Here is a 24,324-nt window from a genome sequence, read left to right as displayed (position 1 = left end):
GAGGTTGTACTGCTGATGGGCGCCGGTCACTCCCACGCTTCCTTGGACCATTCGGAGCCGACGCCCCAGGCGATGGCTGCCCGCAGCAAGGCGAACCGGATCCTGGCCGCCGTGCTCATCCCGCTGGCACTGCTGACCCTGGCCGGGATGGCGGCGCTATGGCCATCCGGCAGCAAGGAAGGGGTTTCGCTCGCCAACCCGTACTCCACCGCCCCCGGCGTCACCTTCGATACCGGCACCATCCAGAGCGTGGTGACCGAGAACTGCATGCAGGGGAGTACCCAGCAAGGGCCGGCCCAACAGGCGCCCGGCCAGCAAGGGGGAGGCCAGCAAGGCGCGCAGCAGCCACCGGGCAAAGGCTCGGACTGCACGTTCGCCTACACCGAGCCCGACAAGGGCGGCAGCCCGGTCAAAGTGGTCATCAACCCGGATGTGGCCTCATCGCACGGGGTCAAGCCCGGGGACCAGATCCGCTACCTGAACCTGTCCAACGCCCAGGGCGCCGGCGGATCGCAGGGATCGCCGGCGTACATCTTCGTGGACTTCGTCCGGACCCTTCCCATCATCCTGCTCGCCGTGCTGTACGCCGTGGTGGTCATCGCCGTCGCCAGGTGGCGCGGACTCCGGGCCCTGATCGGGCTGGTGGGGGCATACTTCGTGCTCGCGAACTTCCTGCTCCCGGGCCTGGTGGAGGGCAAACCGCCGCTGTTGTTGGCCCTGGTGGGATCCACCGTGATCATGATCGGGGTGCTGTACTTCGCCCACGGGTTCTCCGCGCGCACGTCCACGGCGCTCCTGGGCACGGTCTTTGGACTGGCCATCACCGCCCTGCTCGCAGCGTGGGCTACGGATACGGCCAACCTGGCCGGCGTCGGGAGCCACGACGCCGCCACCCTGGTGAACACGTCGTCCAACATCTCCATCTCCGGCGTGATCCTCTGCGGGCTCATCATTTCCGGCCTGGGCGTCCTCAACGATGTCACCATCACCCAGTCCTCAGCCGTGTGGGAGCTTTACGAGCTTGCACCGGCCAGCAGCGCCCGGAAGCTGTTCACTTCCGCCATGAGGATCGGCCGCGACCACATCGCATCCACGGTGTACACCATCGCGTTCGCCTACGCGGGCGCCGCGCTGCCCATCCTTATCATCGTCATGCTCTACGACCGGCCCCTGCTGGACACGCTCACCAGCGCCGAACTCTCCGAGGAGGTGATCCGGACGCTGGTGGGTTCCATCGGGCTGGTCCTGGCCATTCCGGTCACCACGCTGATCGCCGTGCTGGTGGTGAAGGCCACCGGGGTTCCGGTGCCGGGTCCCGTCCCGGCAGGCGGAGTCCATCCGCCCGTCGCCGGGCCAGGGGACGGAAAGCACGACGACGGGCACAGCCACGCGGACGACGTCGCGGACACCGGGGCGCTCGCCGCAGCCGTGCTTGAGGAACGCAGCCGGCGCGCCGCCGTCGAACCCGCCGCCGCGCACACCGACGCACCGGTGCCTTTGGAAGTACCCGCCACCCGCCGGGGCCGGCGGGCGGACCGCGGCTGACCTGCGGACCAGGGGCTGGACCGGCGTTCGCTGGAGGCGGCTACTGGTAGTCGGCCAGCCAGAGGTCCGGTCCGAAGACTTCGTACTGGATGTCCTTCGCCCGGACACCTGCCCCCACCAGGGCGGACCGTACGGCCTGCATGAAGGGCACGGGACCGCAAAGGTAATACTCGGCGTCGGACGGCAACGAGATGTCCTTGACGTTCATGAACCCCGGGTGCACCGTACCGGCGTCGCTGTCCGCGGAGGAGCCTTCACCGGCCGGCTCCAGGAACCACGACGTGAGGGAGGCGTCAGCCAGCGCCGCAAGGTCGGCCGTCACCTGGTTCCGCAGGGCAAAGGAGGCCGGGGAGTCGGCCGCATGCAGGAACAGGACCTTCCGCTGGGACCCGGACTTGACCAGGTGGGACAGCATGCCGGCCATGGGCGTAATGCCGATTCCCGCGCTCGCCAGCACCAGGGGCCGGTCCGTGTATTCCAGGACGACGTCGCCGAAGGGGGCGGAAAGGGTGACCTCGTCGCCAACCTTGACGTGGTCGTGCAGGAGGTTGGACATTTCGCCGTCCGGCGCCCCCTCCGCGCGCACCCGCTTGACGGCGAAGCGCCGGTGCTGGCCGTCGTCTGCCTGGGTCAGGCTGTACTGGCGGGGCTGCAGGACGCCGTCGGGCATCTGCATCCGGAGGGTGACGTACTGTCCCGGCAGCGATGGCTTGACTTCGCGCTCGTCGGTCCGCTCCACCACGAAACTGACAACGTCCTCGGTTTCCTGGATCTTTTCGGCCACCCGCCATGTGCGCCACACAGTTTCCGGGCTGAGCCGGACGGCGTCGTACAGCCCGCGTTCCTTGTTGATGAGCATGTTGGCCATGAGCCAGTAGACCTCGTCCCAGGCCGCGGCCACCTCGGGTGTCACGGCGTCGCCCAGGACATCCACGATGGCCCACATCAGGTTGTCGTGGACCACCTGGTATTGCTCAGGACTCAGGCCCAGGGAGACGTGCTTGTGCGAAATGCGGGACAGCAGATGGTCCGGCAGGTGGGTGGGGTCGTTGACCAGGAAGCCGGCGAAAGTGACAACCGAACCGGCCAGCGCCTGTTGCTGCCGGCCATCTGCCTGGTTGCCGCGGTTGAACAGGCCGTTGAGCAGCTCGGGGTGTTCGCCGAACATGTGCTTGTAGAAACGGGACGCGATTTCCTGGATGTGTTCGCCCACCACGGGAAGGGTGGCCTGGATGACGGGATATGAGGTCTCTGACAGCATGGGTAAGTCTCCTTGAAGCGTCCTGGCTGGTGGTCCGTCCCCGCGCCACGCTAACAGCCGGCCGGAACGGGGGGTCAGGTACTTTGGCACTGGCCGGAAGCACCGATTTGCCCGGCTTTGCAACAATGGACAGGTGACTGTTGCTGCAACTCCTCCCGCCCCCAAGCTGGAACTCCCGCCCCTGAAGCTGGGACCCATCACGGTGGACACCCCGGTGATCCTCGCCCCCATGGCCGGCATCACCAACTCCGCCTTCCGCAGGCTCTGCCGTGAATACGGCGGCGGCATGTATGTGGCGGAGATGGTCACCTCCCGTGCGCTGGTGGAGCGGACCCCCGAATCCCTCCGCATCATTTCGCACGACGACGACGAGAAAGTGCGCTCCGTCCAGCTCTACGGCGTGGACCCCGGCACGGTCGGCGCTGCCGTGCGGATGCTCGTGGAGGAAGACCGGGCCGACCACATCGACCTCAACTTCGGCTGCCCTGTCCCCAAGGTGACCCGGCGCGGCGGCGGCTCGGCACTGCCCTGGAAGATCGATCTCTTCACCTCGATCGTGCAGACCGCCGTCAAGGAAGCCTCCAAGGGCAACGTTCCGCTGACCATCAAAATGCGCAAGGGCATCGACGATGACCACCTGACGTACCTCGACGCCGGCCGCATCGCGCGCGACTCCGGTGTCGCCGCCGTCGCACTCCACGGCCGGACGGCCGCCCAGTTCTATTCCGGCAAGGCCGACTGGTCCGCCATCGCCCGGCTCCGCGAGGCGCTGCCCGACATTCCGGTGCTGGGCAATGGCGATATCTGGTCCGCCGAGGACGCCGTCCGGATGGTCCGCGAAACCGGCGTGGACGGCGTGGTGGTGGGCCGCGGCTGCCAGGGCCGGCCGTGGCTCTTCGGTGACCTGCAGGCCGCGTTCGAAGGCAGCGACGTCCGGCACCGGCCCAACCTGCGCCAGGTGGCCGAAGGCGTGTACCGCCACGCCGAGCTCATGGTGGAAACCTTCGGCGACGAAGGTAAGGCGCTGCGTGAGATCCGCAAGCACATTGCCTGGTACTTCAAGGGCTACGTGGTGGGCGGGGAACTGCGCACGCGGCTTGCCCTGGTGACCAGCCTGGAGGTACTCCGGGACACACTGGCCGAACTGGACCTGGACTCGCCCTACCCCGGGGTGGACGCCGAAGGCCCCCGCGGCCGCGCCGGCTCCCCGAAAAGGCCGGCCCTGCCCAAGGACTGGCTGGACTCCCGGGCACTCAACGAGGACCAGTCCAAGGACATTGCGGCAGCAGAACTGGACGTTTCCGGTGGCTGAAGCTTCGGTTGCCGGGCACCGGCCCGCGGGAACCCCCACCGCGGCCCTGGCGCTGCCCGGTTACGACACGCACGATTCCGCCCGCTGGGTGGAGGAGCCGCCCAAGAACACGTACCGCTCAGACTTCGAACGGGACAGGGCAAGGGTGCTGCATTCCTCCGCGCTGCGCCGGCTGGGCGCGAAAACCCAGGTGGTGGCCCCGGACACGGACGACTTCGTGCGCACCCGCCTTACGCACAGCCTGGAAGTGGCGCAGGTGGGCCGCGAACTGGGCCGGGCCCTGGGCTGCGACCCGGACGTGGTGGACACGGCCTGCCTCAGCCACGACCTGGGCCACCCGCCTTTCGGCCACAACGGCGAGTCGGCGTTGAACGAGGTGGCACATGCCATCGGCGGCTTCGAGGGCAACGCCCAGACTCTCCGCCTGCTCACCCGGCTCGAGCCCAAGGTGCTCACGGCTGACGGCCGGCCCGCGGGCCTGAACCTCACCCGCGCAAGCCTTGACGCGGCGTCGAAATACCCCTGGTCAGCCCTGGAAGCGCCGGTGATCCATGGCCAGCGGACCAGCAAGTTCGGAGCCTACGAGGACGACCTCCCCATCTTCACCTGGCTCCGCGAAGGCGCCCCGGAACGCCGGAGCTGCCTGGAAGCCCAGGTCATGGACCTCGCGGACGACATCTCATACTCGGTGCACGACGTGGAGGACGCGATTGTTGCCGGCCACTTCCAGCTTCGCTGGATGGACAACCCGGACCACCGCGCCCGCGTGGTGGGCTACGCCAAGCAGTGGTACCTGCCGCACAACGACCCCGCGGCCATCGATGCCGCACTGGCCCGGCTGGAGGCCACGGACGTCTGGGTGCGGGAGGCCGATGGCAGCCGTAAATCGATGGCGGCGTTGAAGAACATGACCAGCCAGCTGATTGGCCGGTTCTGCCAGAGCGCCCTGGAAACCACCCGTGCCGTCTACGGGCCGGAAAACCTGACGCGCTATAACGCCGAACTCATGGTTCCCGACGAAACCGTCATGGAAATCGCGGTGATGAAGGGCCTGGCCACCACGTTCGTGATGACCACCGAGCACCGGCAGCCCATCTACGAGCGGCAGCGGGAAGTGCTCCACGCCCTGGTCACCGCCCTCAGCGCTACGGGGGACCGGCACCTGGAGCCGATGTTCGCGGCAGACTGGCGGGCGGCGGACGACGACGGCGCGCGCCTGCGCGTCGTCATCGACCAGGTGGCGTCCCTGACGGACGGCTCCGCGCTGGCCATGTACGAGCGCCTGGTGGGAAGCCTGCCCTCGCTCTGGTGACCAGCCCTGGTGCGGCCGGACGTCCCTGCGATCAACAGCTTCCTTAAAGCATCTTCACAGGAAGGAGGCGCACCATGGGAGGAAAGACAGGCCGCTAGGAACGGGAGCTGGTCATGAGTACTCGCAGCAGGGGCAAGCGCCTTGCCACCGGGATCACCGCGGCCGTGGGCGTTGGCAGCTTCGCCGCCGCCGGGGTCGCGGCATCCGCCGTCTACGCCGCAACGCCCTCCGTGATCGCCAGGACCACTCCCGCCACCGACACCAGCACCACACAGTCAAGCACGCCCAAATCTGACGACGATAACCGCGGGACCACCAAGAACAACACCTCACGCCGCTCGAAAACCTACGGCAGTTCCGGCAGCACCACGCCGGTCCAGCCGGGAAAAGGCAGTACCGTCCATGGCCGGTCATCGGGGTCCTGACATGGCAGGCTCCGGCAGGGCCGCTCCCGGCGCAGCCGGCACCTGGACCGCCGAACAACCTTCGCATGCGAGCAACACTGCGTCGCCGGACAACACAGCACGGGCCAGCTGGACTGTCTGGGAACTTGAGGCATCGGTCACCGTCACCGATCCAGAACTGCTCGCCGCCGCCGAAGAGGCCGTCCGCGGCGTTGTAGCGGCAATCGACCTCGCCTGCAGCCGCTTCCGGGAAGACTCCGAACTGATGATGGTCCAGTCCCGGATGTCGCAGGGCGTAGGCGTCAGCCCCCTGTTCCGGCTTCTGCTCGAGCGCGCACTGGAGGCGGCCCGGCTCACCGGCGGCGATGTGGACCCCACCCTCGGAGCTGAGCTGGCCGCCTTGGGCCATGGCCCGGAATGGCAGAGGCCCGGGCTCACCAGCATCCCGGTGCCGCTGCAGCCCGCACCTCCCCGGCGGCCTTCGGTACCGCGGGCACCCGGCTGGACCCGCCTGAACCTCGACGCCTCGACCCTGACCCTCCCGGCCGGCCTCCGGCTGGACCTGGGAGCAACAGCGAAGGCAGTCGCAGCCGACCTCGCCGCTGCCGCCGTGCACCAGGCACTGGGTTGCGGGGTGCTCATCAACCTGGGCGGCGACCTGGCCAGCGCAGGCCCGGGGCCGCGGGAGGACAGCGGGCCCGGCCAGTGGCAGGTCATGGTGCAGGACCTTCCTGCCGACCCCTGCCAGCAGGTCTCCCTGGCCCCGGGCTTTGCCCTGGCCACATCCAGTACGCAAAAGCGCCGCTGGAAGCACCAGGGGACCGAGGTGCACCACATCCTTGACCCCCGTTTTGGCCTGCCGGCCGAGCCGGTCTGGCGGTCGGTGACCGTTGCCGCCCCCACCTGCCTGGAAGCGAACGCGTTCAGCACGGCGGCAGTCGTCCGCGGCTTCGCTGCCGTGGACTGGTTCCGGGCCGAAGGCATAGCTGCCCGCCTGGTGGACAGCCGGGGCAGGGTGGTCACCACCGGGGACTGGCCTGCCGACAACGGCAGCCCTTCCCTGGCCGCCGGCGGAAGCTCCCATGCCGGGGGTGGCCGCCGTGGATGAAGCAATGTGGGCGTTCGGGCGGGTCAGCGGCTTCGTGTCCCTGGCACTATTCACCGTGTCCGTGCTGCTGGGGATCCTCAACAGGTCCGGCCGCCCGCTGCTGGTGCTGCCCCGGTTCTCCATCAGCCTCCTGCACCGGAACATAGCGCTGCTCGCCACGGTGTTCCTGGGGCTGCACGTGGGATCCCTGCTCCTGGACTCGTTTGCCAAGCTGAACCCGGTGGACGTCGTCGTCCCGTTCCTGGGCTCGTACCAGCCGTTTTGGCAGGGACTGGGGACGGTGGCCCTGGACCTCGTCCTCGCGGTGGTGGTGACGGGCCTGCTGAGGCACCGGATCGGGCAGCGCAGCTTCAAGGCCGTGCACTGGCTCAGCTACGGCGTCTGGCCGGTCGCCATGGCGCACGCCCTCGGCAACGGCACCGACGTCTCCAGCGGATGGTTCCTCCTGCTGGCCGTCGCGTCAGCGGTCGCCGTAGCGGCGGCCCTGCTGTGGCGCCTGAGCCCTTCCTTCCTCGAAACCTCCCACGCCAGGCAAGGACGCGTCCTGTGACCCACCCCCATGACACCCACCAGCCGGTGCCGCTCCACGCGGAACAGGACAGCCTGCGGCAGCAGCCGCGGCTCCTGGCCGCAGGCCCAGGCGCAGGCTGGTCCCAGCATCTTGAGGCGTTTGGGCCCTGGGAAGCGCAGGCTGCCGGACCCGGGCTGCTGGACACGCTTGCCGCAGCCGGGCTCACCGGGCGGGGCGGCGCCGCGTTCGAAACCTGGCGCAAAGCCAGTGCCGCTGCAGGGTCCGGACGGAAAGGCATGTTTGCGGCCAGGCCTGTGGTGATTGCGAACGGTGCAGAAGGCGAACCCCTGAGCTTCAAGGACCGGACCCTCCTGGCCCATGCACCCCACCTGGTCATCGACGGGCTCGTTGCCCTGGCCGAAGCACTGGGCGGCGCAAGTATGTACATGTACGCGCCTGCGGCCAGTCTTCCCCGCGTGGAACAGGCCGTCGGCGAACGTCCCCGGGGCAAGCGGATCCGCATGGTCCAGGCTCCCGAAACCTTCATCTCCGGTGAGTCGAGCGCCGTCGTCAACATGATTGCCAACGGCAGCGCCATCCCCACGGACCAGCGGCCCCGCCTCAGCGAATCCGGCCTCAACGGCCGGCCCACGCTGGTGGTCAACGTCGAAACCCTTGCCCAGGTTGCCCTGATTGCCCGTTACGGAGCGCCGTGGTTCCGCCAGGCGGGGACACCGGCTGACCCCGGCACCCGGCTCGTGTCCGTTTCCGGCCCTGCCCCGGTACCGGACGTCGTGCTGGAAGTGCCCGGCGGTGCACAACTTTCGGCGGTCCTGCAGGAGGCCGGGATGGATCCTGCCGCCCTGTCCGCCGTCCTGGTGGGTGGCTATCACGGGCGGTGGGTGCGGCCCGCCGCGCACGCGCTCTCTCCAGCGGGGCTGCCCGGCCGGACCGTCCGGCTGGGAGCAGGCGTGATCCATGCCCTGGACCTGCAGGCGTGCGGCATCCAGGCCACTGCCAGGATCGTGGGCTACCTGGCCGACCAATCCGCCCGGCAATGCGGACCCTGCATGTTCGGGCTGCCGGCCATGGCGTCCATCCTGAACCGGATCGCCGGCGGGGAAACCAATCACCGGCTTGCTTCCGAGCTTGACCGGCTGGGGAAGCTGGTTTCGGGACGTGGCGCGTGCCGGCACCCGGAGGGGACCGCCGGCCTGGTCGGCAGCGCCCTGGAGGTCTTCGCCGGCGACTTCCGCGCCCACCTTTCCGGCTACTGCACGGGCCCGGGAGGAGCAGCGGCATGAAAACCCACCTGCACATCGACTGGACCAGCTGCGACGGCCGCGGCCTGTGTGTCGAACTGCTTCCCGGCGTACTGGACCGGGATGACTGGGGGTACCCGGTGGCACGGGGGAAGGTGGGCCGGGACCGGACAGATGTTCCGCTGCGTGATGCCGACCGGGAAGCCGCGCAGGAGGCCGTCATCCTGTGCCCCAAGCTGGCGCTGAGCCTGCTGGAGGGAAAGGCTCCGGAACCACAGAAGCGGGCGCCGGGGACGTGAAGCCGGGCGGTGACACTAAGATTGCTGTGTGGCTGGGCTGATTAAACGTGAAGATATCGACGAAGTACGCCAGCGCACGGACATCAAGGAAGTGGTTGACGGCTACGTCACGCTCAAGGGTGCGGGGCTGGGAACCTTCAAGGGCCTGTGCCCCTTCCACGACGAGCGCTCGCCGTCCTTCACCGTCCGTCCCCAGGTAGGCCGCTACCACTGCTTCGGCTGCGGCGAGGACGGCGACGTCATCGCCTTCGTCCAGAAGCAGGACCACAGCTCCTTCCAGGAAGCCGTGGAGAAGCTTGCATCCCGGATCGGCTACGAGTTGCGCTACGAGGACGGCGGCACCGGCCCCAACCGTGAGGAAGTGGGCCGGCGCCAGCGGCTGCTGGACGCACATAAGATCGCGGACGAATTCTTCCGGGCCCAAATGCTCACCCCCGGCGCCGCCACGGCCCGCAACTTCCTGTTTGGCCGCGGCTTCGACCGGGCCGCCGCGGAACACTTTGGCTGCGGTTATGCACCCCAAGGGTGGGATGCGCTGCTGAAGCACCTCCGCGGCCGCGGCTTCACCGACGCCGAGCTCAAGCTGACCGGCATGTTCAGCGAAGGAAACCGGGGCATCTACGACCGTTTCCGCGGCCGCCTCATCTGGCCCATCAAGGACATGGCCGGCGACACCATCGGCTTCGGCGCGCGCAAGCTGTATGAGGACGACCAAGGCCCCAAGTACCTCAACACCCCGGAGACCACCCTCTACAAGAAGTCACAGGTCCTCTACGGCATCGACCTCGCCAAACGCAGCATTGCCAAGGACCGGCAGTTGGTGGTGGTGGAGGGCTACACGGACGTCATGGCGTGCCACCTCGCCGGGATCACGACGGCGGTGGCCACCTGCGGCACGGCGTTCGGCACCGAACACATCAAGATCGCCCGCCGGCTTTTGTCCGACGACGGCACCGGGGGAGAAGTGGTGTTCACCTTCGACGGCGACGCCGCCGGGCAGAAGGCCGCCCTGCGGGCCTTCGAAGAGGACCAGCGCTTCACCGCCCAGACCTACGTGGCCGTGGAACCCACAGGCGCCGATCCCTGCGACCTGCGCCTTAGCCGCGGGGATGACGCGGTGCACGCCCTGATCCAGTCCCGCCGGCCGCTGTTCGAATTCGCCATCCGCAGCACCTTGAAGCAGTTCAACCTCGATACCGTTGAGGGCCGCGTGCAGGGCCTCAAGGCTTCCGTGCCGGTGGTGGCCGCCATCCGGGATGCCTCCACCCGGACGGGTTACTGCCAGGCGTTGACCGGCTGGCTGGGCATGCCGGACCCCAACGAGGTCCTGCGCATGGTCAACGCAGAAGTGAAGAACGCCGGAAAGCGTGGCGACCCGGGACGGTCCCCGGTTCCGGGCCAGCCGCAGCCAGGCGGTCCCTCCCGCCCGGCTCCCGCCCAGCCCGGGGCGCCGGGCGTAGCTGCCGGGCCGTCGTCGGGCGTTGTCCCGTCCTTCCACCGGCCGGACCCCCGCGATCCCGTGGCCTCCATGGAGCGGCAGGCGCTGGAGGTGGCGCTGCAGCAGCCTGCGCTGCTGGCGGGCGGGGTGTGGGACCGCTTTGCCGCTGCCAGGTTCGCCATCCCTGCCTTCCAGGCCGTCCACGATGCCATGCGCGCCACGGGCCCCGGCCTGACCGTTGATCCGGTGCGTTGGGTGGAACACGTGATGCACGAGGTTCCAGAGCCCCTCCGGCCGCTGGTGTCGGAACTCGCCGTGGTGCCCCTGCCGGCCCATACCGAGGAAGCGGTCCTGAAGTACTGCCGCGACATTCTGTCCCGGCTGTTCGAACTGCAGATCACCCGGATCAAGGCTGACAAAATGGGCCAGTTGCAGCGCCTTGACGCGGCGGCGGAGCCGGAAACCTACCAGCGGCTCAACCGGGAACTGATGATGCTGGAAATGGAACGCCGGGCCCTGCGGGCCGAGGCGTAGGCCCACCCCGGGCCGCGGACCCGGGGTGGGCCAAGTCACGGCGGTCCGATTTCGTTTCCCCGCCGGGTGTTTGCTAGGCTGGTACCCGCTTCATTCCTCCTTAGCTCAATTGGCAGAGCATTCGACTGTTAATCGAAGGGTTGCTGGTTCAAGTCCAGCAGGAGGAGCTTCCAATCCCCGTTCCGGCTTCCGGAACGGGGATTTTTGTTTCCCCGCAAGGCAGGCTGGGCCTGGGGAACTGCCGATTTCCCTGTGCCGGAATCCTTTGCTAATGTCATACCTGCTTCATTCCTCCTTAGCTCAATTGGCAGAGCATTCGACTGTTAATCGAAGGGTTGCTGGTTCAAGTCCAGCAGGAGGAGCGCAACGAAAAAATCCCCGTTCCTCCGGTTGGAGGAGCGGGGATTTTCTTATGCGGTGCTGCAGTGGTCAGACGAAGTCCATTTCCACCTGCAGGAACCTTTCGGCTTCGGCGATGGCCGCCTGGAAGGCTTCCTTCTCGGTCGGCGACTTCCGGGGCTCGCGGGGGTTCCATTCGTGCGGCGCGGAGTGGATCCTCACGAAGCCGGCGTCCGGGGGAGCGTAGAAGATTCCGAAGCGCTGCACCGGCCATTCAGGGGAGGTTTCCGGCGCCACCAGCAAGGCCGCGTTGAAGGCGGGATTGAACCATTGGGCGATGGGCCGGCGCCGGTCTTCGGTGAACAGTCCCGCAGCGTACAGGGCCGCCGACTGCTGGCCTGCCTGCGCACACAGCCGCTCCCACCACAGTGGCAGGATCCGGGCGTCGCACCGTTGCCATGTGGCCGGAAGTGGCGGTTGGTTCTGCCAGTTGGGCACGGCATCATTTTATCGCGGGAGGGACCCGGACGGCAGGGAAAGCCGCACCGGACCGGCCATAACAATCAGTGCCGGGAAGTCAGCGGCGCCGGCGGGAGCCCGGGTTGACCCGGTACAGGAGCGCGGCGCCTGCCAGCGTCCCGAGGATGATGCCCCAGCCCGGGTTTCCCAGGAGACGGCCGGCGAAGTAGCCGACGACGGCGCCGAGCACCGCCCCGAGGAACAGTCCCCGTCCGTTACGGTGCGGTTTGCGGCTCACGGGCTGCCTTTCGATTGGAGGCAAAGGGGCTGGCATGCGCCCCTGATGATGGCCTGGCTCAGTGGATCGAGGGTACCGTGCGCGGCCGGACCACCAGCCACAGTGCGGCGGCCGCCAGGAGGATGCAGGCTGCCTGCACCCCGCCCATGGGCGTGGCGCTGGTGATGCCGAGCCAGCCCACCACCGGGGAAATGAGCCCGGCCATCAGGAACGTCGCGGCGCCCAGCAGTGACGCTGCCGTTCCCGCCTGGGCCGCGTGTCCGGCCAGGGCGAGCACCTGGACGCAGGGGAACATGAAACCGGTGCCCAGGATGTAGAACCACAGCGGGACCATGACGCCCCACAGTCCCAGGCCGGCGCGGTCAAAGACCACGATCAACAGGGCCATCAGGAACATCCACGCCGTGGCGCCGGCCAGGATCCACTGCGGCGGGACGATCCGGATGAGCCGCGCACTGGTCTGCACGCCGGCCACGATGCCCAGGGAGTTGATGCCAAACAGCAGGCCGTACTGCTGGGCTGAAAACCCGAAGACGTCCTGGAACAGGAATGGCGAGGCCGAAAGGTAGGTGAACAGTCCGCCGAAGTTGAATCCCGCAACCATCAGCAGCCCCACGAAGATCCGGTCGCTGAACAGCGCTTTGTAGCGTTGCCGGGCTGTCATGCCGGTCCGCCCGCGTTTTTCCGGAGGCAGCGTTTCGCGCACCAGGAGGAGCGCGGCGACAACCACGAGGGTTCCGTACGCTGCCAGGAACACGAAGATGCCCGGCCATGGCATCACCAGCAGAAGCTGTGAGCCGATGACCGGGGCAAGGATGGGCGCCAGCCCGTTGACCAGGGACATCCTGGAGAACATGCGTACCATGGCGTAGCCGGAAAACAGGTCGCGGACCATGGCCATGGCCACCACGCCGCCGCCGGCCGCGCCAACCCCCATCAGCACGCGGAAGATCCCCAGCGTGGCGATGTCCGCGGATACTGCGGCGCCCAGCGATGCCGCGATGTGCAGTGCCGTGGCCAGGATCAGCGGGGTCCGGCGGCCGAACTTGTCGCTGAAGGGGCCAACCACCAGCTGCCCGAACGCGAATCCGACCGTGGTGCCGGCCAGGGTGAGCTGAACCTGGGCCTCCGTCACCCCCAGGCTTGCCTCCAGCGCCGGAAAGGCGGGCAGGTAGAGGTCGATGGTAAATGGACCAAGGGCGGTCAGGGCGCCCAACAGGAGGATGTACAGGAGCTTCCGGCGGCGGCTCAGCAGGTCGCCCGGATTGGGGGGATTGGTCACGGAGAACAATCCTAGGCCCGCGCATGCCGGTTTTTGCAGCGTTGTAGGCCGCGCCCACCGGCAAGCCCCCAAGTTCGCCCTGAACCTGAATGGTAGTTTTGGTGGCGTGGACTGTGCGGCTGCACATTCCACACCCAACGGATGCAGTATCGACCCATGAACCAGTAAGGCGGAACCGATGAGCGGACGTCACAGCGGGCGTACCAGCCCGGGATTGCGTATCACTGCGCTGCCCGGGACGGCAAGACTCCTTTTCCGGTTGGCCCCCCGCCAGCTCAATGACGAGATCGCCTTCGCCAAGATCGAACTCAAGCGCAAGGGAATCCAGGTGGGGGTGGCTGCGGCCTTCTTCGCCGTCGCGCTGCTCTTCCTCGCATTCCTGGTGGTTGGACTGATCGTTGCGGCCATCATGGGCCTGGCCACCATCATGCCCGCCTGGCTGGCAGCCCTGCTGGTCTCCGCCGCTTTCCTGCTGATAGCCCTCATCGGCGGCCTGGTTGGCCTCGCGAGGTTCAAGAAGGCCATGCCGCTGATGCCGGAAGAGACCATCCGCGGCATCAGGCACGATATAGGGGTGGCCCGCGAGGGCTCGGCCTTCAACCCGGCCATCCTTGACCCGGAGAGCCCCGAGGCCAAGGCCGCCAAGGCCGCCAAGGCCGACGCAGCCGCCAAGGCAAAGGCGGAGAAGGAAGCCAAGGCCGCCCAGCACGAGCAGGAATTCCCGCACGCGTCCGAAGCAGATCTGGTGCGGCGCCTGAGCCAGCGCCGCCACCACCTCACCGAGGTCCGGGACGAACTCGGCACGGAGCTGGATGTGAAGACCCAGGCCCGCTACCTGCTCGCCGCCGCCCAGGTCAAGGCGCGCGAGGGCCAGGTGCTGGCGCGGCACGGCATGGAATCGGCGGGGCAGCGGTTCGCGGCAGTATCCGGCTCCGCCGACCTGTCCAGGCGCTGGAAGCCGCTGGCCGCCTTCGTCGCGGCAGGCACGGTCCTGATAGTCCTCCTGCGCAGGCTCTTCCGCGCCAACTAGGTCCCCGTTCCGCCACGCAGGATTCCGGCGGACGCTGTTTCCGCCTGAAAAGGCACAACCGAAAGACCGCGCCGCGGCGCTGCAGGAAGGAGAGGGGACGGGTGAAGTTCATTGGTGCAGGCGCCCGCCCCGGCCGTCCCCAGGTGGACCATGACCGCGTGGCCACCATCCCCAACCTGCTCACCGTGGTGCGGTTCATGGGCGTTCCGCTCTTCATCTGGCTTGTGCTGGCCCAGAAGGAATACGGGGCCGGGGTGGTTGTCCTGGCTGTCATGGCCGGGACGGACTGGATCGACGGCTACATCGCCCGCCGGTTCGACCAAGCCTCCAAGCTCGGCCGGGTCCTTGACCCCATTGCCGACCGCCTGGCCCTGCTGGCGGTGGCCTTCACCCTGGTGATTGCCGGCGTCGTGCATTGGCTTTACCTGGCGGCACTCGTGATTCCCGATGCCGTCCTGCTGGTATTGACGCTCTCCCTCTTCCACGGACACCCGGACCTCCCGGTCAGCGTGGTGGGCAAGGTACGGACCGGGCTGCTGCTGCTGGGCACGCCCCTGCTGCTCCTATCCCGCCTGGATACCGTCATGTCCGCCACCCTCCTCACCGCCGCCTGGGTGGTGCTGGGCCTGGGCCTGGTCGGCCACTGGATTGCCGCGTACAACTACTTTTGGGCCATGCTGCGCAAGGGCCGGGAACAACAACAGCACGACGGCGGGGACGGCTGATGGTGTGGCTTGCCGTCGGCCTGGCGGTGCTTGGCGCCTTCTGCCTTGCCCTGGGTGCCCAGCGCCAGGGGAGCGCGGTCAAGGCCGACACCGGTGGCCTGGCCCTCAGCTCGAACGGTTTCCTGCGCCTCCTGCGCAACCCCCGGTGGATGCTGGGGCTCCTGCTGTTGTGCACCGGCATGGCCATGAATGCCGTAGCCCTGGTCTCCGCGCCGCTTACCGTGATCCAGCCCATTGGTGCCATTGCCCTGGTGATCACCACAGTGGTCAACGCCCGGGACCAGGACCTGACGATCAACCGTGCCACGGCAGTTTCCATCGCCGCGTGCGTCACTGGATCCGCGCTGTTCGTCCTCCTGGCGGTCAACGTGACCCAGGAGAACCACCATGTCAGCCCGGAAGACGAGCTCACCATCGTGCTGCTCCTGGCCCTGGCGGTGGGGCTGTTCGGCACGCTGGCGGTGATGTTCAGGCACCGGATGAACGCGTTCATCTATATCCTCGGCGCCGGCATCCTGTTCGGTTTCGTGGCGGTGCTCACCCGGATCATCGGCAAGCACCTCCTGGACCCGAACGGGCTCTTCCTGCTGAACGTCCAGTGGTATTCCGTGGTGGCCATCATCGCGGCCGGCGGCCTGGGGTCATGGTTCGTGCAGAGCGCCTACTCCACGGGGCCGCCGGACCTGGTGATCGCCGGACTCACGGTGGTTGACCCCATGGTGGGCATTGCCATCGGCATCATCATCCTGGGTGAACTGCGGCCCGACGTCCATGCGGTCATGGCCATTGCAATGGGAACGGCGGCCTGCCTTGCTATCGTTGGAGTCATCGCCCTTTCCCGGCACCACCCGGAAGTCACCAAGCGCAAGAAGGACGCGCGGAAGGCTTCCGGAAGGCCCGCCCACTAGTTCATTTCCAGTCCAACATCACCAGCAATTCCACGAAGCCCGGCGCCCCTGCGCCAGCGGCCAACCGTGCTGTCAGTTCCACGCTGTCCGCACCGTGACCATCAGGAGTACTCCCCATGACCACGCCAGCCGACCAGCGACCCCTGACCATCCTGATCGCCGCAGACACCTATCCGCCGGACGTGAACGGTGCTGCCCAGTTCGGATACCGGCTGGCCAAGGGGATGACGGCCCGGGGCCACAACGTCCATGTCCTGGCTTCCCGCGACAGCAAGGGAAAGAGCTTCACCGAGTTCCGCGAGGAAGCCACGGTTCACCGGCTCCGCTCGCACAAGGCATTCACGCACGAGAGCTTCCGCCTCTGCTTCCCCTGGGAAATCAAGAAGGAAATCAGCCTCCTCTTCGACCGGGTCAACCCGGACGTTGTGCACATCCAGAGCCACTACATGATTGGCGAGCATGTGCTGTATGAGGCCGTGAAACGTGGCGTCCGCATTATCGCCACCAACCACTTCATGCCCGAGAACCTCAACCCCTTCCTGCCGTTCCCGCAGTGGTTCAAGGACATCATCGGGCGGGTCTCCTGGAAGGACATGGGCAAGGTCATGGGCCAGGCCGACGTCGTCACCACCCCCACCCCGCTTGCCGCCCGGGCCATGCACGAGCACGCGTTCCTGCGCAAAGTCCTGCCGTTGTCCAACGGCATCGACTCCGCCGCCTACGAACTGAAGCCCGGCGAGCACATCGAGCCGCACCCGCACCCCACCGTCCTGTTCGCCGGCCGCCTCGCCGAGGAAAAGCACGTGGACGTCCTGATCGAGGCCATCGGCAAGACGCCGCCGGAGCTGAACGTGCACCTGGAGATCGTGGGCGGCGGCGAAGTGCGGTCTGCCCTGGAGGACCTGGTGCGCCGGCTCGGGCTCACCGGGCGGGTCAAATTCCTGGGCCTGGCCAGCGACGAGGAACTGCGGACCGCCTATATCCGCGCCGACCTGTTCTGCATGCCCGGAACCGCGGAGCTGCAGTCGCTGGTGACCCTGGAAGCGATGTCCGCGTCAACACCCGTGGTCCTGGCCGACGCCATGGCGCTGCCCCACCTGGTCCGCGACGGCGAGAACGGGTACCTCTTCACGCCCAACGACAGCGACGACCTTGCCAAGAAGATCACCCAGGTCCTGGAACTGCCCAAGGAGGAACAGCGCGCCATGGGCCGGGCAAGCCGGCAGATGGTGGAACCCCACAGCATCCAGGGCACGCTGCAGACCTTCGAGGACCTGTACCGCGGCGCGTCCTACGAGGACAAAGTGGTCTGAACCCTTTCCCGTGTTTGCTAGAGTGTTCATGCCCTGCCGGAGCACGGCGGTCCACCGCCTGCTCCCGGGGCTTGGGGGCTATAGCTCAGCTGGTTAGAGCGCGGGACTCATAATCCTAAGGTCCTCGGTTCAAGTCCGAGTAGCCCTACCCATAGACCGCGGCCGACAATTTCTGTTGGCCGCGGTTTTCTTGGTTAACCCCACACCCTGCGGTATGTTACTGACCAGTAACATACCGTGCTCCGTTCCGCGGCATGGTCAGCGCTGATCACCCAAGAAGGTAACCATGGCCACCTCCACAGCCGACTTTCCCGAGCTTCCCTACGCCGACGGCGACTTCTTCGCGTTCGAGCAGCTTCTCTCCGGGAAGGAGCAGGACCGGCTCGCCGAAGTCCGCGGGTTCCTGGACCGCGAGGTCAAGCCCATTGCCGTGGACTGCTGGAACCGCGGAGAGTTCCCCATGGACCTGGTGCCGAAGCTTGCCGGGCTGGACCTGGTCAGCCCGGTCCGGCGGCAGGGGTACTCCAACCTCTTCGCCGGCATGCTGCACGCCGAAGCCACCCGGGCCGACGCCTCCATCGCCACCTTCCTGGGGGTGCACGACGGGCTCTTCGCCGGTTCCATCGAGTTGCTGGCGTCCCAGGAACAGAAAGATGAATGGCTCCCCGACATCTACGCACTGAAGAAGATTGGCGCGTTCGGCCTGACCGAGCCGCTTGGAGGCAGTGACGTGGCCGGCGGAACGCGCACCACAGCGCGCAGGGACGGCGGCAACTGGATCCTCAGCGGCGCAAAGCGGTGGATCGGCAACGCTACCTTCTCCGATTGGGTGGTGGTGTACGCCCGCGACGTGGCGGACAACCAGGTCAAGGGCTTCCTGGTGGACACCACGCTGGCCGGATACAGCGCAACAAAGATCGAGAACAAGATTTCCCTTCGGACTGTCCAGAATGCCGACATCGTCCTGCAGGACGTGGTGGTCCCGGATCACTTCAAGCTCGCCAATGCCAACAGCTTCCGCGACGTCAACAAGGTACTCAAGGTCACCCGCCTGTCGGTTGCCTGGCAGGCCGTGGGGCTCCAGATGGCCGCCTTCGATGTTGCCCGGCGCTACGCCGTGGAGCGCCGGCAGTTCGGCCGTCCCCTGGCCTCCTTCCAGCTCATCCAGGACCAGCTGGTCCGGATCCTGGGCAATACCGTCAGCTCCATGGGCATGATGGTCCGGCTGTCGCAGCTGGAGGATGCCGGGGAAGCCAAGGATGAGCAGTCCGCGCTGGCCAAGGCGTTCGCCACCGACCGCATGCGGGAGAGCGTGGCGCTGGGCCGCAGCATCCTCGGCGGAAACGGCATCGTGACCGACTACGGGATGGCCAAGATCTTCGCCGACGCCGAAGCCATCTACTCCTACGAGGGCACGGCCGAAATCAACACCCTGGTGACTGGCCGCGCCATCACCGGCATCTCGGCCATCGTCTAGGCGGGGCGCCCCCACGGCGAGTTGCCTGATCGGCTGATACTCCGGGGCCATGCCTGCGTTTAGTGGTCATGGTCCACCCGCGAGTGGCAGCAAAATGGATGGCCGCAGGTCCAGGACGAACTGCAGGGGATTGACGTAGTCCCCACCGTCCCGGACTCCCCAATGGAGGCACTGCGCCGGCGGGCAGTGCCCCGGCAGTACAGTGCCAATCACCTGGCCCGCAGCCACGGCGGCGCCCTGCGGCAGCGTGCTTTCCACCGGTTCGAAACTGCTGCGCAGGCCCCCGCCATGGTCGATGGTGATCACTGGCCGGTCCACCACCACGCCGGCGAAGCTGACCGTTCCCGCGGCCGGGGCGTGGACGTCGGTGCCGGCCCCGGCAGTGCCGAGATCCACGCCCCGGTGTCCGCTGAGCCACGGTTTCGGTGGGGGATCAAATCCGCGGAGTACCTCGGGCCGCGGAGCCAGCGGCCACTGCCAGGAGGCCCGGGCACCTGGCCGGGCCGTCGTCGTCGGCATTCCTGCCTGGCCCGGACCGGCTGCCTGGGCTGTGGCGCCGGTGGTGATCGGCGCGAGCGGGACGCCGGTGCCCACGGAGGCGACGGAGGCCGGCAGCAGGAGGATTGCCGCCAGCAGGACTGGTGTCTTCATGCGACCAGAATGCCCGCCCTGGCCCGCAGGCGGCAGGGCGGAATCCGGCTATGTGGACAACGGTCCGTTCAGCGCGCAGTGTCCGGCGGCAGGGGCCGCCTGTAGTACACTTGGTGGAGCAGTTTGCTGCGCCCTCAACGCTTTCCGTCCCAGTGGTCCACCCCCGCGGTGCACCGCCCTGTCCGGACGGCGTCGGCACATCTCATTCAGGAGTGTGGGGGAGCGGCGGCTGACTACGCGCATCCGGCCTTCCGGCAGGCAACGCTCCGGCGTTGTCCACGGAGGACCGCGCTTCCTGCGGTCAGGCTTTGGTCCTGATGGGAAGGGCGGTGGATGCCAGGAGCACGGCCCGCCCGGGCCACGCTGATCAACCGTCAACTATTGGCAGGGTAAGAAGCCTCCGGGTTTTCTCATGAATGACCTGCCGGAAAATAAGGAGCGCCGGAATGCCCGTCGTAACCATGCGCCAGCTGCTTGACAGCGGCGTCCACTTTGGACACCAGACCCGCCGTTGGAACCCGAAGATGAAGCGCTTCATCTTCACCGAGCGCAACGGCATCTACATCATCGACCTGCAGCAGTCGCTGTCCTACATCGACCGCGCCTACGAGTTCGTCAAGGCCACCGTTGCCCACGGCGGCACCGTGCTCTTCGTCGGCACCAAGAAGCAGGCCCAGGAAGCAATTGCCGAGCAGGCAACCCGCGTGGGCCAGCCCTACGTCAACCAGCGTTGGCTCGGCGGTATGCTGACCAACTTCCAGACGGTTGCCAAGCGTATCCAGCGCATGAAGGAACTCGAAGAGATCGACTTCGACGACGTCGCCGGTTCCGCCTACACCAAGAAGGAACTCCTGCTCCTCAAGCGCGAGCTGACCAAGCTGGAGTCCAACCTCGGCGGTATCCGCAACCTGACCAAGGCTCCGTCCCTGCTGTGGGTTGTTGACACCAAGAAGGAACACCTCGCCGTTGACGAGGCCAAGAAGCTGAACATCCCGGTTGTGGCCATCCTGGACACCAACTGCGATCCGGACGAAGTCGACTTCCCGATCCCGGGCAACGACGACGCCATCCGCTCCGTGAACCTGCTGACCCGCGTTGTTGCCGACGCCGTTGCCGAGGGCCTGATCGCCCGCAACAACCGCGGCACTGGCGCTGCTGAAGCTCCGGAAGAGCCGCTGGCCGAGTGGGAGCGCGAGCTCCTCGAAGGCAGCAAGGCAGAAGCCGCTGCAGCTCCGGCAGAGAACGCTGAAGCTCCGGCAGCCGAGGAAGCCCCGGCAGCTGCCGAGGCTCCCGCCGAAGACGCCAAGTAGTCACGCAAAAAAACCGGATTCTCCGCGCTGTCCGCAGCCGGAGCTGCTGACAGGATGGCAGCCCACCTCCGTGGGCTGCCGTCCTGTCGGTCCGTACACCACCACACATTTCTAGACAGAGGGGTTCACATGGCGAACTACACTGCCGCGGACATCAAGGCCCTGCGCGAGCGCACCGGCGCCGGCATGATGGACGTCAAGAAGGCTCTTGACGAAGCCAACGGTGACGCCGAAAAGGCCATCGAGATCATCCGCATCAAGGGCCTCAAGGGCGCTACCAAGCGCGAAGGCCGCTCCACCGCCGAAGGCCTCGTGGCCGCCAAGGTCAGCAACGGCGTCGGCGTCATGATCGAGGTCAACTGCGAGACCGACTTCGTCGCCAAGGCTGACAAGTTCATCCAGCTGGCCGACAAGGTCCTGGCTGTCGCTGTCGAGTCCGGCGCTGCCGACCTCGAAACCCTGCTGGCCACCGACGTTGACGGCAAGCCGCTCTCCGAGGTTGTCGTCGAAGAAGGCGCCATCCTGGGCGAGAAGGTCGTCGTCCGCCGCATCTCCCGCGTTGAGGGTGCGACGGTTGACGCCTACCTGCACAAGACCTCCAAGGACCTCCCGGCCCAGGTCGGCGTGCTGTTCGCCGTCGACGGTGAAGGCGAAGCCGCCACCGCCGCCGCCCACGACGTCGCCGTGCACATTGCCGCCATGGCCCCGAACTACCTCACCCGTGAGGACGTTCCGGCCGAGCTCGTCGAGTCCGAGCGCCGCATCGCCGAAGAGACCGCCAAGGCCGAGGGCAAGCCTGAAGCTGCCCTCACCAAGATTGTGGAAGGCCGCGTAACCGGCTTCTACAAGGGCGAGGTCCTGGTTGACCAGGCATTCGCCAAGGACGCGAAGAAGTCCGTGGCACAGGTCCTCGAAGAGGCCGGTGTCAAGGGAATCGCGTTCACGCGCTTCCGCGTCGGCTCCTAGTCGAAACTGCAAGGGGGTGGCCACTTCGGTGGCCGCCCCTTTTGCATGCGCCCAAACGGACGCAGCAACAGTCCGCTTGGACCACTGCCGGTTCCGACCACCGGAGCCGGCAGGATACCCTTTTTTCAGAGTCACCAACGGGAAGGCATCATGGAAGCCGTCAACACTGTCACGCATTCGGAGAAGAACCGGCGGCGGGTCCTCCTGAAGCTCTCCGGAGAGGTCTTCGGCGGCGGGAAGCTCGGTGTCGATCCCGAGACCGTCCGCAACGTCGCCAAGCAGATTGCCGCAGCCGTTCCCGAAGTGGAAGTGGCCATTGTGGTGGGCGGCGGAAACTTCTTCCGTGGCGCCGAACTGTCCCAGAGCGGCATGGACCGGTCCCGTGCCGACTACATGGGCATGCTGGGAACGGTCATGAACTGCCTGGCCCTGCAGGACTTCCTGGAGCAGGCGGGCGTCGAAACCCGAGTCCAGAGTGCCATCACCATGGGCCAGGTGGCCGAGGCCTACATCCCGCGCCGCGCCATCCGCCACATGGAAAAGGGCCGCGTGGTCATCTTCGGTGCAGGCGCAGGCCTGCCCTACTTCTCCACCGACACCGTGGCAGCCCAGCGTGCCCTGGAAGTCCACGCCGACGTGGTCCTTATGGCCAAGAGCGGGGTGGACGCTGTCTACACCGCCGACCCCAAGAAGGACCCCACCGCGGAACGGCTGGAAACGCTCAGCTACGACGACGCCCTCCGGCGCGACATCCGCGTCATGGACCAGACGGCCATGACCATGTGCAAGGACAACGACCTCTCCATGGTGGTTTTCGGCATGGAAGGTGAAGGCAACGTCACCCGCGCCATCCTTGGCGAAAAGCTGGGCACCCTGGTCACCGCCTAGCTGCGGCTAGGATGATTTCAGGACAGTTCCGTCCCCGCCCCACCGGGCGGGGACGGAAACGGCAACATAGAACCACGTGAGTGCAGGGAACCGGCTCCCCGGACTGCACCAGAACCGTCAGGAGAGACCGTGATCGAAGAAACCTTGCTCGAAGCCGAAGAAAAGATGGACAAGGCGGTAGAGGTAGCCAAGGAAGACTTCGCCGCCGTCCGCACCGGCCGCGCAAACCCCGGCCTCTACAACAAGGTCCTGGTGGACTACTACGGCTCGCCCACGCCGCTGCAGCAGCTGGCCTCGTTCGCCATCCCGGACGCCCGCACCATCCTCATCACTCCGTTCGACAAGACCGCCATGCGGGACATCGAACGCGCCTTGAGCGATTCCGAGGTCGGTGCCAACCCGTCCAACGACGGCAACGTCATCAGGATCACCATCCCTGAGCTGACCAAGGAACGCCGCAAGGAATACGTGAAGATCGTCAAGACCAAGGGCGAGGACGCCAAGATCTCCATCCGCAACATCCGCCGCAAAGCCAAGGAAACCCTTGACCGCCTGGTCAAGGACGGCGAGGCCGGCGAGGACGAAGGCAACCGCGCCGAAAAAGAACTGGACAGCCTCACCAAGGCCCACGTGGACGGCATCGACGAGCTGCTCAAGCGCAAGGAAGCAGAGCTGCTCGAAGTCTGATGGGCCAGGCAGATCAGGCCCCCGCACCACGGGCGCGCACACGGGGGAAGCAGCCCAGGAGCAACCCGACGCCAAAGGCCGGGCGGAACCTGCCGGCCGCCGTCGTGGTGGGCCTGTCCATGCTCATCGCCGTGCTGGGCGGCCTGCTGTTCGTCCCGCTGGCCTTCGTAGCCATCGTCACGGCCTTCGCGGTCTTTGGCGTATGGGAGATCTATCGGGCGCTGGAGGCCAACGGCACCAGGATGCCCATTGTGCCGGTCATGACCGGCACACTGGCCATGCCGTTCGCCGCCTATTTTGGCGGCATCGAGAGCCAGCTGTTCGCCCTGCTGCTCAGTGCAGTGGCCGTGCTGTTGTGGCGGTCGATCGAAAGTGCCGCCGGCTCGGCCAACAGCATCTTCGCCGGCGTGTTCACGCTGGGGTGGGTCCCGTTCTTCATCAGCTTCGCGGCACTGCCGCTGCACGCGGCCGGCACCACCCCGCTGGGGCTGTGGCCCGGCGGCCTGGCCCCCCTCGGGGCGTGGGAGATCGCCGTCATGCTGCTGCTGGTGGTCTCCAACGACACCTTTGGCTACCTGGTGGGCGCATCCCTCGGGAAGCACCCGATGGCACCGAAGATCAGCCCCAAGAAGTCCTGGGAGGGCTTCGCAGGGTCGGTGGCGGGTGCCATGCTGATTGGCGTCCTGGCCGCCATCTTCGTACTGGACAAGCCGTGGTGGGTGGGTGCGGTCCTGGCCGTAGGAACCGTGGCAGCGTCCACCGCCGGCGACCTCGCCGAGTCCATGGTCAAGCGTGAGCTGGGAGTCAAGGACATGAGCAGCATCCTGCCCGGGCACGGTGGAGTGATGGACCGGCTGGACTCCATCGTTTTCGCCTCGCCGGTGGCCTTCATCCTGTACGGCATAGTGGCCGGCGCATAACCCCCTCCGGCGCATCACCCTTCCGGCGCCCAAAGCCGGAAATGACACACAACGGGGGACCCGCGGCCGCGCTGGTCCCGGCACC

At 67.0% G+C, this 24,324-nt stretch carries 24 protein-coding genes and 3 tRNA genes; 22 read left to right on the top strand and 5 right to left on the bottom strand.

The window, feature by feature from the left end; all coding sequences use genetic code 11:
- Nucleotides 1-15 precede the first annotated feature (15 nt).
- Entirely contained in the window at nt 16-1,545 is a 1,530-nt protein-coding gene (locus PV772_RS05200; protein WP_347885582.1) for a YibE/F family protein, read from the top strand.
- A gap of 40 nt (nt 1,546-1,585) precedes the next feature.
- Here PV772_RS05200 and PV772_RS05195 read toward each other — a convergent pair whose 3' ends face one another.
- The gene (locus PV772_RS05195; protein ID WP_347885535.1) at nt 1,586-2,806 is read right to left on the bottom strand and encodes a globin domain-containing protein; all 1,221 of its coding nucleotides are present in this window, start codon (nt 2,804-2,806) and stop codon (nt 1,586-1,588) included.
- A gap of 133 nt (nt 2,807-2,939) precedes the next feature.
- Here PV772_RS05195 and dusB point away from each other — a divergent pair, with 133 nt between their 5' ends.
- The 10 genes from dusB (at nt 2,940) to PV772_RS05145 (ending at nt 11,348) form a co-directional block, all read left to right on the top strand.
- Nucleotides 2,940-4,118 (top strand): tRNA dihydrouridine synthase DusB, encoded by a 1,179-nt coding sequence (gene dusB, locus PV772_RS05190; protein WP_347885534.1) that lies wholly within the window; start codon nt 2,940-2,942, stop codon nt 4,116-4,118.
- A gap of 46 nt (nt 4,119-4,164) precedes the next feature.
- Nucleotides 4,165-5,430 (top strand): deoxyguanosinetriphosphate triphosphohydrolase, encoded by a 1,266-nt coding sequence (locus tag PV772_RS05185; protein WP_141161642.1) that lies wholly within the window; start codon nt 4,165-4,167, stop codon nt 5,428-5,430.
- A 113-nt stretch (nt 5,431-5,543) separates the two neighbouring features.
- Nucleotides 5,544-5,855 (top strand): hypothetical protein, encoded by a 312-nt coding sequence (locus PV772_RS05180; protein ID WP_141161043.1) that lies wholly within the window; start codon nt 5,544-5,546, stop codon nt 5,853-5,855.
- Between the two features lies 1 nt (nt 5,856).
- Nucleotides 5,857-6,942 carry an FAD:protein FMN transferase gene (locus tag PV772_RS05175; protein ID WP_141161042.1) on the top strand — a complete coding sequence of 362 codons (1,086 nt, stop codon included), beginning with the start codon at nt 5,857-5,859 and terminating at the stop codon, nt 6,940-6,942.
- The gene (locus tag PV772_RS05170) at nt 6,935-7,492 is read left to right on the top strand and encodes a ferric reductase-like transmembrane domain-containing protein (protein WP_246839737.1); all 558 of its coding nucleotides are present in this window, start codon (nt 6,935-6,937) and stop codon (nt 7,490-7,492) included. Before PV772_RS05175 ends, PV772_RS05170 begins: the two co-directional genes overlap by 8 nt.
- Nucleotides 7,489-8,757 carry an NADH-ubiquinone oxidoreductase-F iron-sulfur binding region domain-containing protein gene (locus tag PV772_RS05165; protein WP_246839736.1) on the top strand — a complete coding sequence of 423 codons (1,269 nt, stop codon included), beginning with the start codon at nt 7,489-7,491 and terminating at the stop codon, nt 8,755-8,757. The genes PV772_RS05170 and PV772_RS05165 overlap by 4 nt, the downstream gene beginning before the upstream one ends.
- Nucleotides 8,754-9,014, top strand: coding sequence for a ferredoxin (locus PV772_RS05160; RefSeq protein ID WP_141161040.1), 261 nt, complete (start codon nt 8,754-8,756; stop codon nt 9,012-9,014). Before PV772_RS05165 ends, PV772_RS05160 begins: the two co-directional genes overlap by 4 nt.
- Before the next feature lie 28 nt (nt 9,015-9,042).
- Nucleotides 9,043-10,986 carry a DNA primase gene (gene dnaG / locus PV772_RS05155; RefSeq protein WP_141181131.1) on the top strand — a complete coding sequence of 648 codons (1,944 nt, stop codon included), beginning with the start codon at nt 9,043-9,045 and terminating at the stop codon, nt 10,984-10,986.
- 94 nt (nt 10,987-11,080) lie between these two features.
- Nucleotides 11,081-11,153, top strand: a tRNA-Asn gene (locus PV772_RS05150).
- A 122-nt stretch (nt 11,154-11,275) separates the two neighbouring features.
- A tRNA-Asn gene (locus PV772_RS05145) sits at nt 11,276-11,348 on the top strand.
- 67 nt (nt 11,349-11,415) lie between these two features.
- Here PV772_RS05145 and PV772_RS05140 read toward each other — a convergent pair.
- The 3 genes from PV772_RS05140 to PV772_RS05130 form a co-directional block, all read right to left on the bottom strand.
- Nucleotides 11,416-11,823 (bottom strand): hypothetical protein, encoded by a 408-nt coding sequence (locus PV772_RS05140; protein ID WP_141161038.1) that lies wholly within the window; start codon nt 11,821-11,823, stop codon nt 11,416-11,418.
- A 79-nt stretch (nt 11,824-11,902) separates the two neighbouring features.
- Nucleotides 11,903-12,082: a glycine zipper 2TM domain-containing protein gene (locus PV772_RS05135; protein WP_141161037.1), complete on the bottom strand. Its 180-nt coding sequence runs from the start codon at nt 12,080-12,082 to the stop codon at nt 11,903-11,905.
- Nucleotides 12,083-12,140: 58 nt separating this feature from the next.
- A complete protein-coding gene (locus PV772_RS05130) occupies nt 12,141-13,364 on the bottom strand; it encodes a multidrug effflux MFS transporter (protein WP_347885533.1) in 1,224 nt (407 codons plus the stop codon).
- Between the two features lie 178 nt (nt 13,365-13,542).
- Here PV772_RS05130 and PV772_RS05125 point away from each other — a divergent pair, with 178 nt between their 5' ends.
- The 6 genes from PV772_RS05125 (at nt 13,543) to PV772_RS05100 (ending at nt 18,817) form a co-directional block, all read left to right on the top strand.
- Nucleotides 13,543-14,394, top strand: coding sequence for a phage holin family protein (locus tag PV772_RS05125; RefSeq protein ID WP_347885532.1), 852 nt, complete (start codon nt 13,543-13,545; stop codon nt 14,392-14,394).
- A 101-nt stretch (nt 14,395-14,495) separates the two neighbouring features.
- Nucleotides 14,496-15,119, top strand: coding sequence for a CDP-alcohol phosphatidyltransferase family protein (locus PV772_RS05120; RefSeq protein WP_347885531.1), 624 nt, complete (start codon nt 14,496-14,498; stop codon nt 15,117-15,119).
- Complete coding sequence (locus tag PV772_RS05115) at nt 15,119-16,027, top strand: DMT family transporter (RefSeq protein WP_347885530.1); 909 nt, start codon at nt 15,119-15,121, stop codon at nt 16,025-16,027. Before PV772_RS05120 ends, PV772_RS05115 begins: the two co-directional genes overlap by 1 nt.
- A gap of 116 nt (nt 16,028-16,143) precedes the next feature.
- A complete protein-coding gene (locus tag PV772_RS05110; RefSeq protein WP_307359927.1) occupies nt 16,144-17,340 on the top strand; it encodes a glycosyltransferase in 1,197 nt (398 codons plus the stop codon).
- A gap of 74 nt (nt 17,341-17,414) precedes the next feature.
- Nucleotides 17,415-17,488, top strand: a tRNA-Ile gene (locus PV772_RS05105).
- Nucleotides 17,489-17,626: 138 nt separating this feature from the next.
- The gene (locus PV772_RS05100) at nt 17,627-18,817 is read left to right on the top strand and encodes an acyl-CoA dehydrogenase family protein (RefSeq protein WP_347885529.1); all 1,191 of its coding nucleotides are present in this window, start codon (nt 17,627-17,629) and stop codon (nt 18,815-18,817) included.
- Between the two features lie 66 nt (nt 18,818-18,883).
- Here PV772_RS05100 and PV772_RS05095 read toward each other — a convergent pair whose 3' ends face one another.
- Nucleotides 18,884-19,468, bottom strand: coding sequence for a M23 family metallopeptidase (locus PV772_RS05095; RefSeq protein ID WP_347885528.1), 585 nt, complete (start codon nt 19,466-19,468; stop codon nt 18,884-18,886).
- Between the two features lie 446 nt (nt 19,469-19,914).
- Here PV772_RS05095 and rpsB point away from each other — a divergent pair, with 446 nt between their 5' ends.
- The 5 genes from rpsB (at nt 19,915) to PV772_RS05070 (ending at nt 24,239) form a co-directional block, all read left to right on the top strand.
- Entirely contained in the window at nt 19,915-20,778 is an 864-nt protein-coding gene (gene rpsB, locus PV772_RS05090; RefSeq protein ID WP_141161029.1) for a 30S ribosomal protein S2, read from the top strand.
- A 129-nt stretch (nt 20,779-20,907) separates the two neighbouring features.
- On the top strand, nt 20,908-21,744 hold the full coding sequence (tsf, locus tag PV772_RS05085; protein ID WP_307359931.1) for a translation elongation factor Ts: 837 nt from the start codon (nt 20,908-20,910) through the stop codon (nt 21,742-21,744).
- A gap of 150 nt (nt 21,745-21,894) precedes the next feature.
- A complete protein-coding gene (gene pyrH / locus PV772_RS05080) occupies nt 21,895-22,632 on the top strand; it encodes a UMP kinase (protein WP_141161027.1) in 738 nt (245 codons plus the stop codon).
- Between the two features lie 129 nt (nt 22,633-22,761).
- Entirely contained in the window at nt 22,762-23,319 is a 558-nt protein-coding gene (frr, locus tag PV772_RS05075; protein WP_141161026.1) for a ribosome recycling factor, read from the top strand.
- Complete coding sequence (locus PV772_RS05070; protein WP_307359935.1) at nt 23,319-24,239, top strand: phosphatidate cytidylyltransferase; 921 nt, start codon at nt 23,319-23,321, stop codon at nt 24,237-24,239. The genes frr and PV772_RS05070 overlap by 1 nt, the downstream gene beginning before the upstream one ends.
- The last annotated feature ends 85 nt before the right edge of the window (nt 24,240-24,324 follow it).

It is taken from the genome of Pseudarthrobacter sp. CC12, assembly GCF_039907755.1.
Classification (GTDB): Bacteria; Actinomycetota; Actinomycetes; order Actinomycetales; family Micrococcaceae; genus Arthrobacter; species Arthrobacter niigatensis.
The sequence above is the reverse complement of the archived record's forward strand: the minus strand, read 5'-3'. Positions and strand labels throughout refer to the sequence as shown.